The sequence below is a fragment of the Arcicella rosea genome (assembly GCF_014204325.1).
GTDB lineage: Bacteria > Bacteroidota > Bacteroidia > Cytophagales > Spirosomataceae > Arcicella > Arcicella rosea_A.
In genome coordinates this window covers 54755-72127 of record NZ_JACHKT010000019.1, presented here as the reverse complement: position 1 = coordinate 72127, position 17373 = coordinate 54755, and the positions used below count along the sequence as shown (strand labels likewise).

The 17373-nt window shown below is 35.2% G+C and carries 15 protein-coding genes; 4 read left to right on the top strand and 11 right to left on the bottom strand.

Annotated features, from left to right (window positions below):
- Window positions 1-83: 83 nt before the first annotated feature.
- The 5 genes from ccoG to ccoS all read right to left on the bottom strand — a co-directional run bounded on the left by ccoG (window position 84) and on the right by ccoS (window position 5200).
- Entirely contained in the window at window positions 84-1496 is a 1413-nt protein-coding gene (gene ccoG / locus HNP25_RS13395; RefSeq protein WP_184134875.1) for a cytochrome c oxidase accessory protein CcoG, read from the bottom strand.
- A 96-nt stretch (window positions 1497-1592) separates the two neighbouring features.
- Complete coding sequence (locus HNP25_RS13390; RefSeq protein WP_184134873.1) at window positions 1593-2504, bottom strand: cbb3-type cytochrome c oxidase N-terminal domain-containing protein; 912 nt, start codon at window positions 2502-2504, stop codon at window positions 1593-1595.
- Between the two features lie 9 nt (window positions 2505-2513).
- A complete protein-coding gene (locus HNP25_RS13385) occupies window positions 2514-2678 on the bottom strand; it encodes a hypothetical protein (RefSeq protein WP_184134872.1) in 165 nt (54 codons plus the stop codon).
- Between the two features lie 105 nt (window positions 2679-2783).
- Entirely contained in the window at window positions 2784-4916 is a 2133-nt protein-coding gene (ccoN, locus tag HNP25_RS13380; RefSeq protein ID WP_184134870.1) for a cytochrome-c oxidase, cbb3-type subunit I, read from the bottom strand.
- A 140-nt stretch (window positions 4917-5056) separates the two neighbouring features.
- A complete protein-coding gene (gene ccoS / locus HNP25_RS13375) occupies window positions 5057-5200 on the bottom strand; it encodes a cbb3-type cytochrome oxidase assembly protein CcoS (RefSeq protein ID WP_184134869.1) in 144 nt (47 codons plus the stop codon).
- A 154-nt stretch (window positions 5201-5354) separates the two neighbouring features.
- Between ccoS and hemN the strand changes: the two genes are divergently transcribed.
- A complete protein-coding gene (hemN, locus tag HNP25_RS13370; protein ID WP_184134867.1) occupies window positions 5355-6716 on the top strand; it encodes an oxygen-independent coproporphyrinogen III oxidase in 1362 nt (453 codons plus the stop codon).
- Between the two features lie 141 nt (window positions 6717-6857).
- A complete protein-coding gene (gene dcm / locus HNP25_RS13365; protein WP_184134865.1) occupies window positions 6858-8096 on the top strand; it encodes a DNA (cytosine-5-)-methyltransferase in 1239 nt (412 codons plus the stop codon).
- Here dcm and HNP25_RS13360 read toward each other — a convergent pair.
- Window positions 8072-8839 (bottom strand): Eco47II family restriction endonuclease, encoded by a 768-nt coding sequence (locus HNP25_RS13360; protein ID WP_184134863.1) that lies wholly within the window; start codon window positions 8837-8839, stop codon window positions 8072-8074. The two genes, dcm and HNP25_RS13360, sit on opposite strands and share 25 nt — an antisense overlap.
- Window positions 8840-9134: 295 nt before the next feature.
- Between HNP25_RS13360 and HNP25_RS13355 the strand changes: the two genes are divergently transcribed.
- Window positions 9135-9971: a universal stress protein gene (locus HNP25_RS13355; protein ID WP_184134861.1), complete on the top strand. Its 837-nt coding sequence runs from the start codon at window positions 9135-9137 to the stop codon at window positions 9969-9971.
- A gap of 242 nt (window positions 9972-10213) precedes the next feature.
- Here HNP25_RS13355 and HNP25_RS13350 read toward each other — a convergent pair whose 3' ends face one another.
- Complete coding sequence (locus HNP25_RS13350; protein ID WP_184134859.1) at window positions 10214-11197, bottom strand: alpha/beta hydrolase; 984 nt, start codon at window positions 11195-11197, stop codon at window positions 10214-10216.
- A gap of 919 nt (window positions 11198-12116) precedes the next feature.
- Between HNP25_RS13350 and HNP25_RS13345 the strand changes: the two genes are divergently transcribed.
- The gene (locus HNP25_RS13345) at window positions 12117-13274 is read left to right on the top strand and encodes an iron-containing alcohol dehydrogenase (RefSeq protein ID WP_184134857.1); all 1158 of its coding nucleotides are present in this window, start codon (window positions 12117-12119) and stop codon (window positions 13272-13274) included.
- 33 nt (window positions 13275-13307) lie between these two features.
- On the opposite strand, the gene HNP25_RS13340 is transcribed toward HNP25_RS13345, so the two are convergent.
- From HNP25_RS13340 to HNP25_RS13325, 4 genes are all read right to left on the bottom strand, one after another.
- Window positions 13308-14180: an Rpn family recombination-promoting nuclease/putative transposase gene (locus HNP25_RS13340; RefSeq protein ID WP_184134855.1), complete on the bottom strand. Its 873-nt coding sequence runs from the start codon at window positions 14178-14180 to the stop codon at window positions 13308-13310.
- A gap of 88 nt (window positions 14181-14268) precedes the next feature.
- Window positions 14269-14952 (bottom strand): ABC transporter ATP-binding protein, encoded by a 684-nt coding sequence (locus tag HNP25_RS13335; RefSeq protein ID WP_184134853.1) that lies wholly within the window; start codon window positions 14950-14952, stop codon window positions 14269-14271.
- 1 nt (window position 14953) lies between these two features.
- Window positions 14954-16213: an ABC transporter permease gene (locus tag HNP25_RS13330; RefSeq protein ID WP_184134851.1), complete on the bottom strand. Its 1260-nt coding sequence runs from the start codon at window positions 16211-16213 to the stop codon at window positions 14954-14956.
- On the bottom strand, window positions 16210-17289 hold the full coding sequence (locus HNP25_RS13325; RefSeq protein WP_221432470.1) for an efflux RND transporter periplasmic adaptor subunit: 1080 nt from the start codon (window positions 17287-17289) through the stop codon (window positions 16210-16212). The genes HNP25_RS13330 and HNP25_RS13325 overlap by 4 nt, the downstream gene beginning before the upstream one ends.
- Window positions 17290-17373: the final 84 nt, after the last annotated feature.

Below are 17373 nucleotides of genomic sequence, written 5' to 3'. Positions count from 1 at the left end.
CTGGTGAGGATGCAAAATACCCTAAAGCTGTTTTCTCACTTCTATTTTTCTTGTTTCTAAAATCTTGTCTCTTGCTTCTTCCATCACAAAATCGGCCCTAAAAACTTTGTCTTTACATGATCAATTACTTTTCCTTCAGAAATTACTTCAATTTCCACTTTCACACTTCCGTCAGTTAACGATTTATTCGGAATTTCGATAAAAAATGAAGATTCTGCCACTTCGCCTGGCTGAACGATAATTGCTTTTCCAATCATTTTAATCTGAGCATTTTGCTGATTAATTTTTAATTGAATCGGCATTGTTTGATAACTTTTATTTAAAACCTGAACATTATAAAGGTTTGAAACAGTACCGTTTTTGTTTTCTTGGTAAGTCAAACCTGGTGCACGCAAAATGGTAGTTTCAACGATATTTCTAGTCAATAATAAATAAGCCAAAACACTCAACAAAGCCACTAACACAAAAGAGTAAGAGGCAATTCTAAGATTAAATTTAAGCTTTGTTTTTTGTTCTATACCTTCTTGCGAAGCATATCGAATCAATCCACGTGGTTCACTGATTTTATCCATTACTTCGTCGCAAGCGTCAATACAAGCGGTACAGCCTATACATTCTAATTGCGTACCATTTCGGATGTCGATACCTGTCGGACATACTTGTACGCAAATTTTACAGTCGATACAAGAACCATGAACTACCGACGCTTTTTCTTTCTCTTCAGGAGTTTGTTTTTTGCCACGAGGTTCGCCACGTAAGAAATCGTAAGCGACTACGATAGATTTTTTATCTAACATTACGCCTTGCAAACGACCATAAGGACAAACGACAATACAAACCAATTCACGAAAACGAGCGAAAACAAAGTAAAAAACAGCAGTGAAAATGATAATGGCAAAAAGTCCTACTAAATGTTCAAGAGGATTATCTAAAATGATGGAAAATAGTTCTCTTTTGCCGATAATATATGCTAAGAAAGTATTCGCAATCAGAAATGAGAGTAATACAAAAATACTGTGTTTGAGGGTTTTCTTCCAGATTTTTTCAGTAGTCCAAGGCTCATTATCTAACCTTCTTTGTGCATTGTGGTCGCCTTCAATTAATACTTCTACTTTTCTGAAAAGCATTTCCATAAAAATGGTTTGTGGACAAGCCCAACCGCACCAAATTCTTCCGAAAATAACTGTAAATAGAATAACAAATACAATAAAAGTAAGCAAACCAATGGCAACTAAGTGGAAATCTTGCGGAAAAAAAGTTACTCCCCAAAAGATAAATTTTCTTTCAATGACATTAAAAAGAAACACAGGGTGACCATCTACTTCAAGCAATGGAAGTCCGAAGAGTAAGCCCAACAATAACCAAGAGAAATAAGTACGAAGCTTATAAAAATTTCCGATGACGATACGAGGATAAATCCAGATTCTTTTACCTGTTTCTGTGACGTTCGAGAGGTGATCTCGATAATTACTCGTATCTATTTTTGCTTGTTTCATAATTCTTGTAGATAATTATCGTAATACGATTTTATCTTGTTTAATGTTAGAAAGCAAATCCCCAAAGAGTAAAAACGCTTTGGGGATTTAAGATGATTATTTCAACGAAATAGCACTTGTGGTTTTGTTAGCAGTTGAATCTGTAGAAGCCTCAGAAGATTCATACTTTTCTCCTTGTGGTTCTTTTGGATTTGGTGGATTAGTGCCTTTCAAAGAAACAATGTAACTCATTACTTGTTGAATTTGAATTGGGTTTAATGTTTTTTTCCAAGAAATCATCCCTTTTTCAGGTACTCCTTCAGTAAGAGTATGAAAAATATTTTTATCAGAACCACCATGAAGCCAGAATTCATCAGTAAGGTTTGGCCCAACTTTTCCTTCCCCTTTTTCACCGTGGCAAGCTATGCAGTTTTGTGAATAAAGTTTCGCTCCACTTTCTAATGCTTTGGCATCGGTCAAAGCTTTTACGTTGTCTTCATTTACTGTATTCGCAAATTTCTTCATGTAGTCTTCTCTAGCTTTTTCAGCAATTGAAACCTCCTCAGCGTATTCATTGGTCATGATTTTTCCATTGCCAATAATGTGGAAACCAATTAAATACACTACTGAAAATACGATAGTTGCATAGAAAAGATACATAAACCAAGGCGGCGTAGGGTTATCTAACTCGGCAATGTCATCGTACTTATGCTCCATTTCCAAGTCTTTCTCCATCGACAAAGGTTTCAAACTTGCGATTTTTTGCCAGAAAGTACGGTTTTTCATGGCTTGTTCATACGCATCGTCGGTTTGTTTTGATGGATTCAAAATAGCTTTTACTTTTTGCTGTAAGCTATATGCCAAGAAACAAATAGCGATGCAAGTAATGATTAAAATGCCCAATAACGAAACCATAAGCAGGTCTTCAATCGTTTTGACACCACCGAAAAAGTACTCTTTTTGTGGAGTATCGGCTGCAAATATTTGATGCGAGCCTAATAGCAATGAGAATATAAATATCTTTTTCATCTGATTTTCTTAATTATTTTCCTCCAATGGTAAATTACTCATGTATTGGACGTGCTTTTTATCAATGATGAACAGATAAACTCCTACCATCAAGAAAAACACAAAGAATATGAGAAGAGAAGTAATCATCGGAACGTCCGCTCCTTGAACTTTATCTAATAATTGTCTGAACATCGTTTTATGTGTTTAGATTTTAACTGGTTTGGCTTAAAGTATTATTAGCAATAGACTCATATACTTTAAACTCATAAACTTTTACAATAAGCCAAACCAATAAAACTATTGTTGTCCTTTTTTAATATCAGTACCGATTCTTTGTAAATAAGCAATCAAAGCGATAATTTCTTTATCTGGTGCTACTTTGATTCCCTCCTTTGCTAAATTATCTGCAATACCTTTTGCTTGAATTTTCAAATCTTCTTCACCATGTGCTATTGCATAATCATCATAAGGAACACCTAAAGTTTTCATCGCTTTTAGCTTATTCTTTGTGTCAGCGATATTCAATTTTTGTGATAGTAACCAATCATAAGCTGGCATAATAGAGCCTGGCGACATTGAACTTGGTTCTCTCATGTGGTGATAGTGCCAAGAATCTGGATACTTGCCACCTTCACGATGCAAATCTGGACCAGTTCTTTTTGAACCCCATAAAAATGGGTGATCATACACAAATTCACCTGCTTTAGAGTATTCACCATAACGTTCGGTTTCAGAGCGGAATGGACGAATCATCTGACTATGGCAAGAAACACAGCCTTCACGAATGTATAAATCTCTACCTTCTAATTCCAAAGGCGTATAAGGCATTACTGACGCAATGGTTGGTACGTTAGATTTTACCATTAAAGTCGGCATTAATTCTATCATTGAGCCAATTGCAACCACCACTAAAGCACCTACTAATAATGGCATTGGTTTACGTTCCAACCATCTGTGCCAGTAAGTATCAGAACCTTGTGCTACGAATACTTTTTCTAAAGCTGGAGCTTGTGCTGCTTCGTTGGCAATTAATTTACCTACCAACATTGTTTTGAAAATATTATAAGCACCAATCAATGCACCAGACAAGTACAACAAACCACCAAAAGCACGCATCATATACATTGGAATAATTTGTAGCGTAGTTTCCAAGAAGCTACCGTACTTCAAATTACCTTCTGCAGTAAACTCTTTCCACATCATTCCTTGTGTAAATCCTGCGATATACATTGGAACTGCCCAGAATAAAATCCCTAAAGTACCTAACCAGAAGTGTGCATTCATCAATTTTTTAGAGAACATTTCATTGCCGTAGATTTTTGGAATCATATAATACATGATGGCAAAAGAAAGGAAACCATTCCAACCCAAAGCACCTACGTGTACGTGTGCAGGAATCCAGTCGGTATAGTGGGCAATGGCATTGATGTTTTTCAAAGAAAGCATTGGACCTTCAAAAGTAGCCATACCATAAGCGGTAATACCAACTACCATCATTTTTAATCTTGGGTCTTCTCTTACTGAATCCCAAGCACCACGAAGTGTAAGCAAACCGTTAATCATACCACCCCAAGACGGAGCAATCAGCATGATTGAGAATACTGTTCCTAATGATTGTGCCCAGTCTGGCAAACTTGTATAAAGTAAATGGTGAGGTCCCGCCCAGATATACAAGAAAATTAATGACCAAAAGTGAAGAATTGATAATTTATAAGAATATACTGGGCGATTAGCCATTTTAGGTAAGTAATAATACATCAAACCTAAGAATGGAGTAGTCAAGAAGAAAGCCACAGCGTTGTGTCCGTACCACCATTGTACCAAAGCATCTTGTACACCTGCATAAATCGAATAACTTTTTGTCCAAGATACTGGAATGGCTAATGAATTAATGATGTGTAATAAAGCAATCGTAACGAAAGTAGCAATGTAAAACCAAATGGCTACATACAAATGACGTTCACGGCGTTTTAAAATAGTACCGAACATATTAATTCCGAATACTACCCAAATCAAAGCAATGGCAATATCAATTGGCCATTCTAGTTCGGCGTATTCTTTCGAAGTACTCATTCCCAAAGGAAGTGTAATCGCTGCTGACAAGATAATTAATTGCCAACCCCAAAAGTGAATCTTCGACAATAAATCGCTAAACAAACGAGCTTTGCAAAGGCGTTGTAAAGAGTAATAAACTCCTGCGAAAATAGCATTTCCTACAAAAGCGAAAATTACGGCATTAGTGTGTAATGCACGAATACGCCCGAAAGTAAAGTACTGCGTAATGTTGGCAGAAGGCATAAAAAGTTGAGTAGCAATAAGTACTCCGACAAGCAAGCCCACTATCGCAAAAATGATAGAGGCTAGTGCAAAATTTCGGACTATTTTATTATCGTACTCAAAATGTTCTACATTGGTATTGATCGCTGACATAATATTATTTATTTCTGGTTAATTAGCTCAAAGTCAATTTCTTTTAGTGCTTTGCAACGTTTGCAGTCTTTGTCGCAAGTACATTTTTTGTGCTCTTGACTGTTCGTGGTTTGTGTGTTGTTTTTCATGGTGGGATGGTTTTATTCTTTGTCTTCAAACAAAATCCGCATAGCGGGTGTGTGCAAATCATCGTTTTGTCCTTTAGACATCGACCAGAAGAAAGCTCCCAGAAAACCCAGTGCCATCAATAAACTCACGCCAATCATAAAGAAGATAACTTGCATTTTTTGAAGATTTTAGAAATGTTTGATGCCTCAAAATTCGGCTAAAAGGCTCGTTCCACCCATGAGATAAGTCAGAGTAGGGGCAAGGATTTATCAGTATCTAAACTGATAAAAATCATAAGAGGAGCTTAGTACTTGCAAGTAATTTTGAACTATGAACACATTGATTAATAAATACAACGTTCCAGGGCCACGCTATACTAGCTATCCAACAGTTCCTTTTTGGCAAAATGAAGGTTTTGGCGAAAAGGCTTGGCTTTCGTCTTTAACTGATACTTTCAGAAGTACTAATACGGCAACTGGTATTAGCTTATATATTCATTTACCTTATTGCGAAAGTCTTTGTACTTTTTGTGGATGTAATAAACGAATTACCAAGAATCATCAAGTAGAGAAACCATATATTGAAGCTGTTTTGAAGGAATGGGAAATGTATTTAAAGTATTTTTCAGAAAAACCACAAATCACAGAAATTCATTTGGGCGGCGGAACGCCAAGTTTCTTTGCTCCTGAAATGCTAGATTTATTAATCAATGGAATTGTAAAACACGCCAATATTAGTACAGATTATGAATTCAGTTTTGAAGGACATCCAAATAATACTTCTTATCAACATCTAAAAACATTATATGAGGTAGGTTTCAAACGAGTAAGTTTTGGTGTACAAGACTATGACCCCATCGTTCAGAAAGCCATTCATCGCATTCAACCTTTTGAAAATGTAAAACAAGTAACAGAATGGAGCAGAGCGATTGGTTATGAATCTATCAGTCATGACTTAGTGTTTGGTTTACCTTTTCAACAAATTTCATCTATTCAAGATACCATCTCTAAAACCATTGAGTTACAGCCCGACAGACTGGCTTTTTACTCGTATGCACATGTACCGTGGATTAAAGGAAACGGTCAGCGTGGTTTTAGGGATGAAGATTTGCCTTCAGCAGCGCTCAAGCGTCAATTATACGAAACAGGGAGAACACTTTTTGAGGAAAATGGCTATGCAGAAATAGGCATGGATCATTTTGCCTTGCCAAACGATTCTATGTACAAAGCCATGCAAAACGGCACATTGAACCGTAATTTTATGGGTTATACTACTACTCAAACCAAAGTATTATTAGGTTTAGGGGTATCATCCATTAGTGATTCATGGGCTGCTTTCTCTCAGAATGTTAAAGATATTGATGAGTACCAAACGATGATTGAAAACGACCAGTTGCCAATTTTGAAAGGACATATCTTAACGGATGAAGACCTCACGGTGCGTCAGCAAATATTGGATATTATGTGTCAATTTGCTACTTCTTGGCAAGACGATGAATTTAGTTTTGAAGAAAAACAAGTCCTTTTTGAGAAACTAGAAGGTTTTAAACAAGATGGATTGTTGACTTATGATGAGAATTCATTACAAGTAAATCCAGCAGGTCGCCCATTTATTCGTAATATCTGTATGGCTTTTGACAAACGAATGCTTCAAGAAAATACAGAGAGAAAACTGTTTTCACAGACGGTGTAAAGAGGATTTTATGTTTTTTAAATTACTTTGATTGATGTTTTTTGAGGATAAATTAACGCCATTTTTTTGAGCGCTTCATTTGTTAGGGATTGTTTTTAGCTATAAATTTGTAACCATTGTGTAAGGTTAAACAATTTGGTTATGAATGAATATTTGACATTAACAGAAGCTTCTGAATTAATAGGTAAAAGTAAAGAAACATTAAGAAGGTGGGACAGAGAAGGTAAATTGTCAGCAGTTCGTGAGCCTATGAGTAATTATAGGGTTTATAAAAGACAAGAAGTAGAGTCTCTTTTTGCTATTTTTTTCGCTAATGATACGAAAGAAACAATCTCTAATTTTGTTCAGCCTGAAAATGAATATAAAGTATTAGAATTGTTCGCTGGTGCTGGTGGTTTGGCTGTAGGGATGGAGAAAGCTGGACTTAAATGTGTGGCACTCAATGAAATTGACAAATGGGCTTGCCAAACATTACGTAAAAACCGACCAAATTGGGAAGTGCTAGAAGGGGATGTAAAAGATTTCGATTTTTCAAAATATCACAATCAAGTGGATGTTGTAACGGGTGGTTTTCCTTGTCAGGCTTTTAGTTATGCAGGTAAAAAACTAGGTTTAGCGGATGCTCGTGGAACGCTATTTTATGAATTTGCAAGGGTTGTTAGTGAAGTAAATCCACCAATTTGTATTGGTGAAAATGTTCGAGGTTTATTAAGTCATGATAATGGAAAGACTTTGCAAGGAATGATTTCTATTTTAGATGAAATTGGGTATAATGTAGTTCCTGTACAAGTATTAAAAGCTATTAATTATAAAGTGCCTCAAAAAAGAGAACGATTGATTTTAGTAGGAATTAGAAAAGATATTAATCTAAACTATGAATATCCGAAGCCTTATAAGAAAATCTATAATCTCAGTGAAGCATTAAAAAAAGGAGAACTATTTGAAAGCGATGTGCCAAAATCTGAAGGGGCAAAATATCCTAAAAGTAAAATAGAAGTACTTGATTTAGTACCTCAAAAAGGATATTGGCGTGATTTACCTTTAGATATTCAGAAGAAATTTATGGGTGGAAGTTTCTTTTTAGGAGGAGGAAAAACAGGTATTGCTCGTAGAATTGGTTGGGACGAACCTTGTCTTACGCTTACTTGTAGTCCTGCACAAAAACAAACAGAACGTTGTCATCCAGATGAAACACGCCCTTTTACCGTTCGGGAGTATGCCAGAATCCAGACCTTTCCAGATGAATGGCAGTTCGAGGGTTCTATCGCACAGCAGTATAAACAAATAGGAAATGCTGTTCCTGTAAATTTAGGGCGTGAAGTGGGTTATTCTATTATCAACTTTTTGAATCGATATTACAGTTTATCGAAACCGAAATAATATCCGTAGTTTTCAACAGTTATTTGGTCTAAAATACTTCTTTCAGAAACAATCGTTTCAGACTTGATTTCATCCAAAGCCGAATTCTTTGTTGATGCTACCTGCTGATTTAATGAACTAAGATAGTTTTCAATGGCAAGAGGAAGTACTTTGTATAATTGATAAAGTGCATCTTCTTGTCCAGTAAGTAAAGCATAAAATTGGTCTCCAGAAATTTTAAAAACTCTGCTATGACTGTATTCTTTGCCATTTATTTCACCTGTCCAACGTTCATTAAAACTTCCTTTTGCCAAAATCTGTACCCAATAGCACTTTGCCTGTTTATAGTTGTCGGCATATCGTGCTAATTTTTGAAATAGACTTTCAGCAGAGCTACTATTCATTGTATTATGCTTGTTTTTTATATCAGCGAAAAGCGTATCGTCTGCTGCTTTAACATCAAAACCACTTAAATTACCTATTTCAAAGCCATCAATTCCACCTAAAATTTGCTCGTGAAAAGTACCAATTGAATTATTGAAAGATTTATCAATTTGCCTTAAAATTTCCGCTTGAATAAGGTTCTCCTCATCAATATCATTAAACTTTGCATCGAAAGTAAGCTTTATTGTGTCAACTTTATTCGAATAAAAATTCTTTTTGGTAACATTACTTCTTGCTTTCAGATAAGCCGAATGAAGATTACTAATACAGTAAAGCAGATGCTCGTCTGTGATAAAGGTTAAGTACTTATTGTCGTTCATCAAATGGTAGTTTTAAGGTTGCGTTAACTAAATAGTATCAGTATTAGTAGGATAAAATTAATGAGTGTGTAAAATTATCAAATTTGTTGAGAACATTTATTCTGATATAAATACTTTCAATGAGGTTAGCATAATTTTTTGTTGTAATGGATAGACATAAAGAAAATATTGAACTATCGTATTTTTTAATAAAAGTATAATACTTAGGACATAGCTATTTTCATATAAAAGCTAATATTTAAAATTAGAAATAAAGATAGATTTCAAAAGAATTTCATATTAAACCAACAAAACCATGAAAAACATTTTAGTTGCAACAGATTTCTCCGAGAATTCTCACAAAGCTTTGGAATATGCTTCGCTCATCGCAAAGGTTTATGAGGCTAAAGTTTATTTAATACATACTTATTTGCCATATTTTGTAGAGCCTGGTGTTTATGCGGATTCGTTGATGATGCAAGAGGCAATGAATGAACAGCATGAAAGTATGAAAGCTAAATTTGTCCCTTTAGTAAAACAGCTTGAGGAGGCTGGAATCGAACACGAAACCTTGCTTGAACTCAATGATGTTTCTTCTGGGGTTTTTGATGCCATTGCTGAACATGAAATTGATTTATTAATCATTGGTAGAACTGGCTCTGGTGGATTTTTTAATAAATTAATCGGAAGTAATGCGGCACATATTACCGCTAAGGCTTCTATCCCAGTATTAGCAATTCCGCAACAATTAGAAAATGTAGGCATCAAACAAATTTTGTATGCTACTCAACTAGAATATGAAGAATGCGATGTTTTGGCAGAAGTATTTGCATTGGCTAAGAAGCTTGGTGCTAAAGTGAATCTAGTAAAAGTGGAAGCTTCTTTTGAACCTGATATTCAATCTGACCAACAATTTATAGACCAGATTAAGGGTACTTTTGTGAAAGAAGACTTTGAGATTACAAAGGTTACTGCCGAAAATGTAACAGATGGTATTTTGAAAACAGCCAAAGCCCAAAGTGCTGATTTAATTGTCTTGGCTGCACATCACCGTAACTTTTTAAGTCAGATTATTGACCCAAGTAAATCTAAGCAAGTAATCATTAGTTCTCCTTTACCTGTGTTGACTTATCAATTAAAAGGAGATTTGTAGGAGTTAAGAGTTGTGAGTGATGAGTTGTGAGTTTAAAATTTTGGTACATAGTATTTCAATTCACCTATTAAATTGTTTATTTAGATAGACTACTTGTAGCCAAGAAAACGGATTGTTTATTATAGTTAATAATTGTTTGACAAAAATAATAAGCAATGCAACTTTGAATATAAGAACAATACGAGTTAAAAACCTTAGCATCAGAGCTTTTGGCTTGGATGCTAAGGTTTTTTAATTAATCCCTAATCCAGAAAGCCCTTAATATGCGCCCGCATCTTATCGCCTTCGCAAGAAGTAGCCATGTGTCCGCAGTCACCTGTTAGTTCTACAATCGGGGCTTTTAATAATTTTCCAAAACGTATTGCCGCTTGCGGATTCACCATGTGGTCTTGCGTAGCAACTACTATCATTACTTTTGCTTTTACCTTTGCAAAGGCTTCTTCGGGCTTCTGCCCTTGAAAGATGTCATGATTAATCATTGCTCTTAACTGTGTTGCCCAGTCATAAGCATTTAATTTCAGTGCATCATCTTCAATCTTTTTGATATAACTAGCATATTCTTCCGTATTAGTATGAGCTTCTCTGTAGCTTGGTGTCCAGAGGTTTAATTGATGTAGTGCATTGATTGTTTTCATAGCTTCGGCAGAATATTGCCCACGCTCAATACTATTCAATTGTAAATTCCAATACAATTTATCATAAGTACTTTGCTTGGGGCTACCAATTATTGGAATTACTTTATCCATAAAATCTGGGTAGCTCATCATCCATTGAAAAGACTGCATTCCACCCATAGAAATACCAGTTACCGCATACAAATGGTTAATCTTTAAAACTTCTTTTACCAATTTGTATTGAGTAGCCACCATATCACGAATACTCACAACAGGAAAAAGTTTATCTTTCTGACTAACACTATTAGAAGGAGAGGAGGAAACTCCGTTACCCAGTGCATCTACTATAATCACAAAGTATTTGGTGCTATCAGCTATATCACTTGGATTGGCTATAAAGGATTTTTGTTGACTAGTACCTGTAAACCAAGTGGGTACTAATACTGCATTTGATTTTCCAGCATTTAACTTTCCGAAGGTGCGGTATCCGATTTTACAATCCTTTAGTACTTGTCCGTTTTCTAGTTGAAAATCTCCAATTTGATAATAACGCTGTTGTGCGTATGCCGATTGAACTAACAATAATAATGTGATGATAAAAAGTTTTTTCATGTAAATAAGGTTATAATATAATGAGTCGGTAAATATACAAAATCAGGGAATTGAAAGCCCTTTATTATGATTGAAATACAAAGGAATATAGAAATAGATACTTGTTTTAGAAAAATCAAATAAGGACTAAATCTTTATAACATATATCCTACGATTTGCTGAATATACCAAATTTGTGTTTATCTACATCCTACAATTTGCGGATATATAAAATTTTGGTTTTAGGTATATCCTATGATTTGCGGATATACCAAATTTTTGTTAAACATATATTCCCATTTTTGAGATGTCATCAAATTTTTGTTAAACATATATTCCCATTTTTGAGATGTCATCAAATTTTTGTTAAATATATATTCCTGATTTCGTGATAGTATCAAATTTTTGTTAAACATATATTCCAGTTTTGGGGATGCCATCAAATTTTTGTTAAACATATATTCCTGATTTCGTGATAGTATCAAATTTTTGTTAAACATATATTCCTGTTTTTAGGATATTATCAAATTCTGATTTTAGATATGTTCCTGTTTTCGTGACACTATCAAATTCTACTTTTAGATATACTCCTGTTTTCAGGATGTTATTAAATTCTGATTTTAGATATGTTCCTGTTTTCAGGATGTTATCAAATTTTGGTTTTAGATATATTCCTGTTTTCGGGATGCTATTAAATTTTGGTTTTTGATTTATCTTTTGAGTTTTGAATATTTAAAATTTCTAAATAATTGCCTAATTATTGCCAATATGGTAACTTTCTTGATAATCCTAAGTAACATTTAATTGGGTTTAATTTATACTGAAGCATTGAAATGATTGTGTTGAGAAAGTACATGTTAGAAACTTTTCAATACGCAGGCTTGTTGAAAGATTATGCAAGACTGCATAAAGTTTTATAAACAAACAAAGAACCATCAACATGTTAAATTTCGATTTTCAGAACCCCACAAAAATTATTTTTGGTAAGGGACAAATCGCTACGATAGCCAAAGAAATTCCTGCCGAAGCAACGATATTAATGACTTATGGCGGAGGAAGTATCAAGACCAATGGCGTTTATGAACAAGTAACCAAAGCTTTAGAAGGCAGAAAAGTAATAGAATTTGCAGGCATCGAACCGAATCCAAGTTATGAAACTTTGATGAAAGCTGTAGAAATTATGCGTACAGAAAAGGTTGATTTTGTATTGGCTGTTGGTGGAGGTTCAGTGATTGATGGAACGAAATTTTTGGTGGCAGCCGTAGATTATGATGGCGACCCTTGGGAGATTTTAACCAAACCAGTACGTACTACAAAGGCAATGCCTTTCGGAACAGTACTTACTTTGCCAGCAACAGGTACAGAAATGAATTCTGGAGCAGTAATTACTCGTAAATCAACCCATGAAAAATTAGGAATGGGTGGACCAGGATTATTTCCAAAGTTCTCGGTACTCGACCCAGAGGTAATCAAAAGTATTCCTCAAACACAATTGGTAAATGGTATTGTAGATGCTTATACGCACGTATTGGAACAGTATTTGACCTATCCAGCAGGAGCTTTATTACAAGACCGTTTTGCTGAGAGTATTTTACAAACTTTGCTAGAAGTAGCTCCAAAAATCATTGCAGACCCAAGTGATTATCAGGCAGCGGCTAATTTTATGTGGAGTTGTACGATGGCTTTGAATGGTTTGATACAAAAAGGAGTGCCGACCGACTGGGCAACTCATGCCATTGGTCACGAATTGACAGCCTTGTATAATATCGACCATGCAAGAACCTTAGCGATAATTTTCCCGAATCTGTACAAAGTACGTTTCGAGAACAAAAAAGAAAAGTTGGCACAATACGGACAAAGAATTTGGAACATCACCGAAGGAACTTTAGACGAAAGAGCCAATGCTGCTATCGACCGCACAGTAGCCTTTTTACATGAATTAGGCGTAAAAACTCGCTTATCAGAATATACAGATGACTATGCAAAATCAGCAGACTTTATTGAAAAACGTTTTACAGAAAGAGGTTGGAATGCACTCGGCGAGCGTAAAGACATCACCCCAGCGATAGTAAAAGAAATTGTGGAGTTGAGTTATTGATAGTGGAGGGCTTTGAGATTTTTCATTAAAATCTCAAAGCTTTTCTATTTCTTCTTTCCTTAACTTAGTTGTCAAAATAATAAGCTCCATAGGAACACCATTTGTTTTTAGCGTTTTAGCGATTTCTAATTTAGCTTTAAGTTCTCCTTCTTTAATGCCCTCTGCGATGCCTTCGTTGTAGGCTGTTTCTTTGGCATAGTCGAATGTTGCTTTATTGTCTCTAAATACTTTTAGGCTACTTTCGTAGTCATCCAATTCAACTTGGTTGTATTTAGCAATTTCAGCTTTCTCGAAAGCTTGTGAAAACACTTCTTCTTTGAAGATGACAGGTATTGATTGGAAATCTTCTAAATTCTGGATAAAATAAAGCCATTTATCTAAGCGAGTGTCAAGTTCTGCTTCACTTTTCTTGAAATTTGGCATTTCCAAATAGATATAAGTAAGTTTATCATAAAAGACTTTTCCTTTTTGGTCTTTTAGTTTAATGAAATGAACTACTTCATGCTTTTCGGGCTCTGCTTCATAATCATCAAAAGTGAAATCTAAGATGCCAATACAGTAAACAGCTTTTAAATTATAATTCCAATTTCCCTTTTCAGCTTGCTCTCGGATGGGAAATGTAGAGTAATAAATGGTTCTTTCTCTAAAGTAATTTTGTTTGGCTTTTTGAAGCTCAACGATGAATTTTTCTCCTGATTCATTCTCGCAATAAATATCATAAATCGCTTTTCTATCGGCTTCGGTAATACCTAATTGCTCGGCATTTTTGAAAGATAAATCAACAATTTTATTGGCTTGAGGCAATAGGGCATTCAGGAAGTCAAGTAATTGAGGTTTACTTGCTTCTTCGCCAAAGATTTTCTTGAATCCAAAATCTGTAAATGGGTTGATGTATTTTGCTCTCATGGTGTTGACAGTTAATGAACAAATTTACAAAAATGGCTGTGATAGTTCAAGTTAATAGGATGATTTTCAGTCTATTTGTTGGTTTTTCTTAACTCTTAATAATCCTACCATCTTCCATTTCAATAATCCGATTCGTTCTACTGGCGAAACTTGGGTCGTGGGTTACGATTAATAGAGCTTGGTGGTACTCGGTTGCTAATTGTTGAAAAATTTCAAAAACTACTTCTGTATTCTTTTTGTCTAAATTGCCTGTAGGTTCATCGCCCATAATGATTAGCGGGTCGTTGATTAAAGCTCTGGCAATGGCTACTCTTTGTTTTTCTCCGCCCGAAAGTTGTGTCGCACTTTTCAAGGCTTGGTTTTCTATGCCTAACTTTCTGAGATGTTCCATTGCTCGGTGTTCTAATTCTTGTTCAGAATATTTGTTGAGTTTCAAACCGGGCAACATGACATTTTGTAAAACCGTAAACTCATTCAGTAAATAGTGAAATTGAAAAACAAAACCAATTTTTTCATTTCTTACTCTTGCTAAATCTTGTTCTTTTTTACCTTTCATACTGATACCATCAATCAATAATTCGCCTTCATAATCGGTATCCATCGTAGAAAGAATATACAGCAAAGTCGATTTTCCACAACCAGATTTCCCAACGATTGAAGTAAATTCTCCTTTATTGACAGATAAATTAATATCCTTCAAGATAGGAATCGTTATGGGGTCGTGGAAACTTTTGTTGATGGCTTTTGCCTCAATAATGGTTGAATGTTGCATATTATTTTCCTCTAATAATGTCCACAGGGTCGATTTTACTTGCTTTGCGTGCAGGGAAAAGTCCAGCGAAATAGGTTGTGATTAATGAGAAAGAGATTCCGATAAAGTAAAATTTGAGGTTGTAATTTATTGGATAAGTACTTACGGTTGGTAATGCTGCCGTATTGAAAGGAATTTGGTCGATAACCGAAGAGAGTAAAAACCCACAAAGCAAACCCGTAATTCCACCAAAAAAGCCAATACTTAGGGCTATCGTGATAAAAATTCTATTCACATCTTTTCCCGAAAAACCTGTGGCTTTTAGAATCGCAATGGTGTCCATTTTTTCATAAATCATCATGTTCAGAATATTATAAATCCCAAAACCAGCCACAATTAATAAAGTAATTCCCACAGCATACGAAATCAAAGTACGAATTGAACTCCCTGTTTCAAACTGCGAATTGGCGGTTTGAATATCTTCGGCATCGCTATTAAAAATATGGGCGTACTCTTTGCTAAGAGTAGGAGCGAGCGTCATGTCTTTGAGTTTTACCTGAATGTCGGTTACGTAACTATTGGTGACACCGAGTAATTTCTGAGCCGTTTTGATAGATGCATAACTCTGTACTTTATCTATTTCAATAATGCCCGACTGGAAAAAACCCACTACTTTCAAGGGAAAACGTTCGCCTTTGGGTGTGGTAATTTGAATAACATCGCCAATTTTTGCCAACATTTTTTCGGCTGCTCCTTTTCCCAAAATAATACTGTTGGGTACATTTTTTAAATCAAGATATGAGCCTTCGGTAACATAATCTTGAAAGAAAAATAACTTACTTTCTGCTTCTACATCAATCCCATTTACAACGCCTGTAATGTCTATTTCTCCAACATTATAAAATACTTGTGCCGTCATTTTGGGCGAAATGCCCAGTACACGGTCGTCTTTTTGGAGGGCTTGCATGATTAATCCATTGTTGCGAATTTCGGTGCTGTTACCACTTGGTTTGATAGATTTAATAAAATTATGATAAGCCTTAAACCGACCAGATAGGTCGATTGGTTGGTGTTTGGTAGCTTTTATTTCATTGAAGAGTCGAACGTGTGGAGTGCGGTTGAGGATTAAACTATCTAATAAATCGTTCAATCCGTTCATAAAACCTAATAAAGTAATGAACATCGTGATACTGAAAGTAACCCCTACGGCTGCCACAAGTGTTTGTCGCCAACGTGCCAATAAAAGTGATTTGGCGATACGAAAAATCAGTTTTGTGTTCATTTTGTAGGTTTTAGAATAATGTCTTTGGCTTGTAAACCTGAGATGATTTCTACTTTCTGATAATCTTTTAAACCTGTTTTTACTTTTATTTTTTCATTCTTTTCGTTCAAAACATAAGTATCGTCTATCAAATAATTGCGGGGAATGGTCAGCACTTTTGCTTTGGTTTGTAGGATGATGTTGGCTTCAACCGTCAGGTTTGGAAAGAGTAATTGGGGTTGTTTCGTAAAGTTGGCTTTTACCGTGAATGATCTTGTTTTTTCATTCATCAATGGGTCGATTTCATCAACAATTGCCTCAAAAGCTTTGCCTTGATAACTGTCTAATGTCACCATTATTACTTGTCCTTTTTTTACACTGACAATATCATCTTCATCTACTTGTAATTCTAAACTGAACAAATTGGCATCACCAATCACAGCAATAGCCGTTTGTAGATTTACCATTTCGCCTCTTTCTTTTTGCAAACTGTACAAGCGACCAGTGTATTCACTTTTCAAAGTATAATCTGCTTCCATCGTTTGGCTAATGGCTAAATTTTTCTTGGATTGTGCTGCCGAAAAATTTACTTGTCGCTTCAATTCTTTGTACTTCAAAATAGCAGATTGATAAGCAATTTTTGAATTGCTGTAAGCCAATTCTCTTTGCTCGAATTCTACTTTAGTACCTACTTGTTGCGACCAAAGATTACGCTGACGAATAAAAAGTAAAGAATCATTTTGGAGTTTTTTATGAGCCAGCTCTATCGCAATACTCAAATCTTTCAGTTTGTCGGCATTGGCTTGAAGGGCAGAATTTTCAGCCAACAAAGCTGCATTTTCAGTATTTAATCGGCTCGTTTGGTTAAAGATTTTCATCAAAGGCTGACCTTTCTGCACGAAATCTCCTTCTTTCACATACAGTTCGTCGATGATACCGCTTACTTTAGAAAAAACTTGATATTGATTTTTGCTTTTAACAATTCCTGAAGCATAAACCGACTCCGAAATATTCATTACTTCTACTTGTGTCTGCTCTTGTGTTTTTTTACAAGAAATAAATAGGAGGGGAAAGAATAGAAAACAGATAATTTTCATGTGTTATTTCGATTAGAAATGTACTTATTATTGTGTGTGTGGCGAAGCCAAAATTACCTATTTAGTTGTAGAAATGAAATAGGA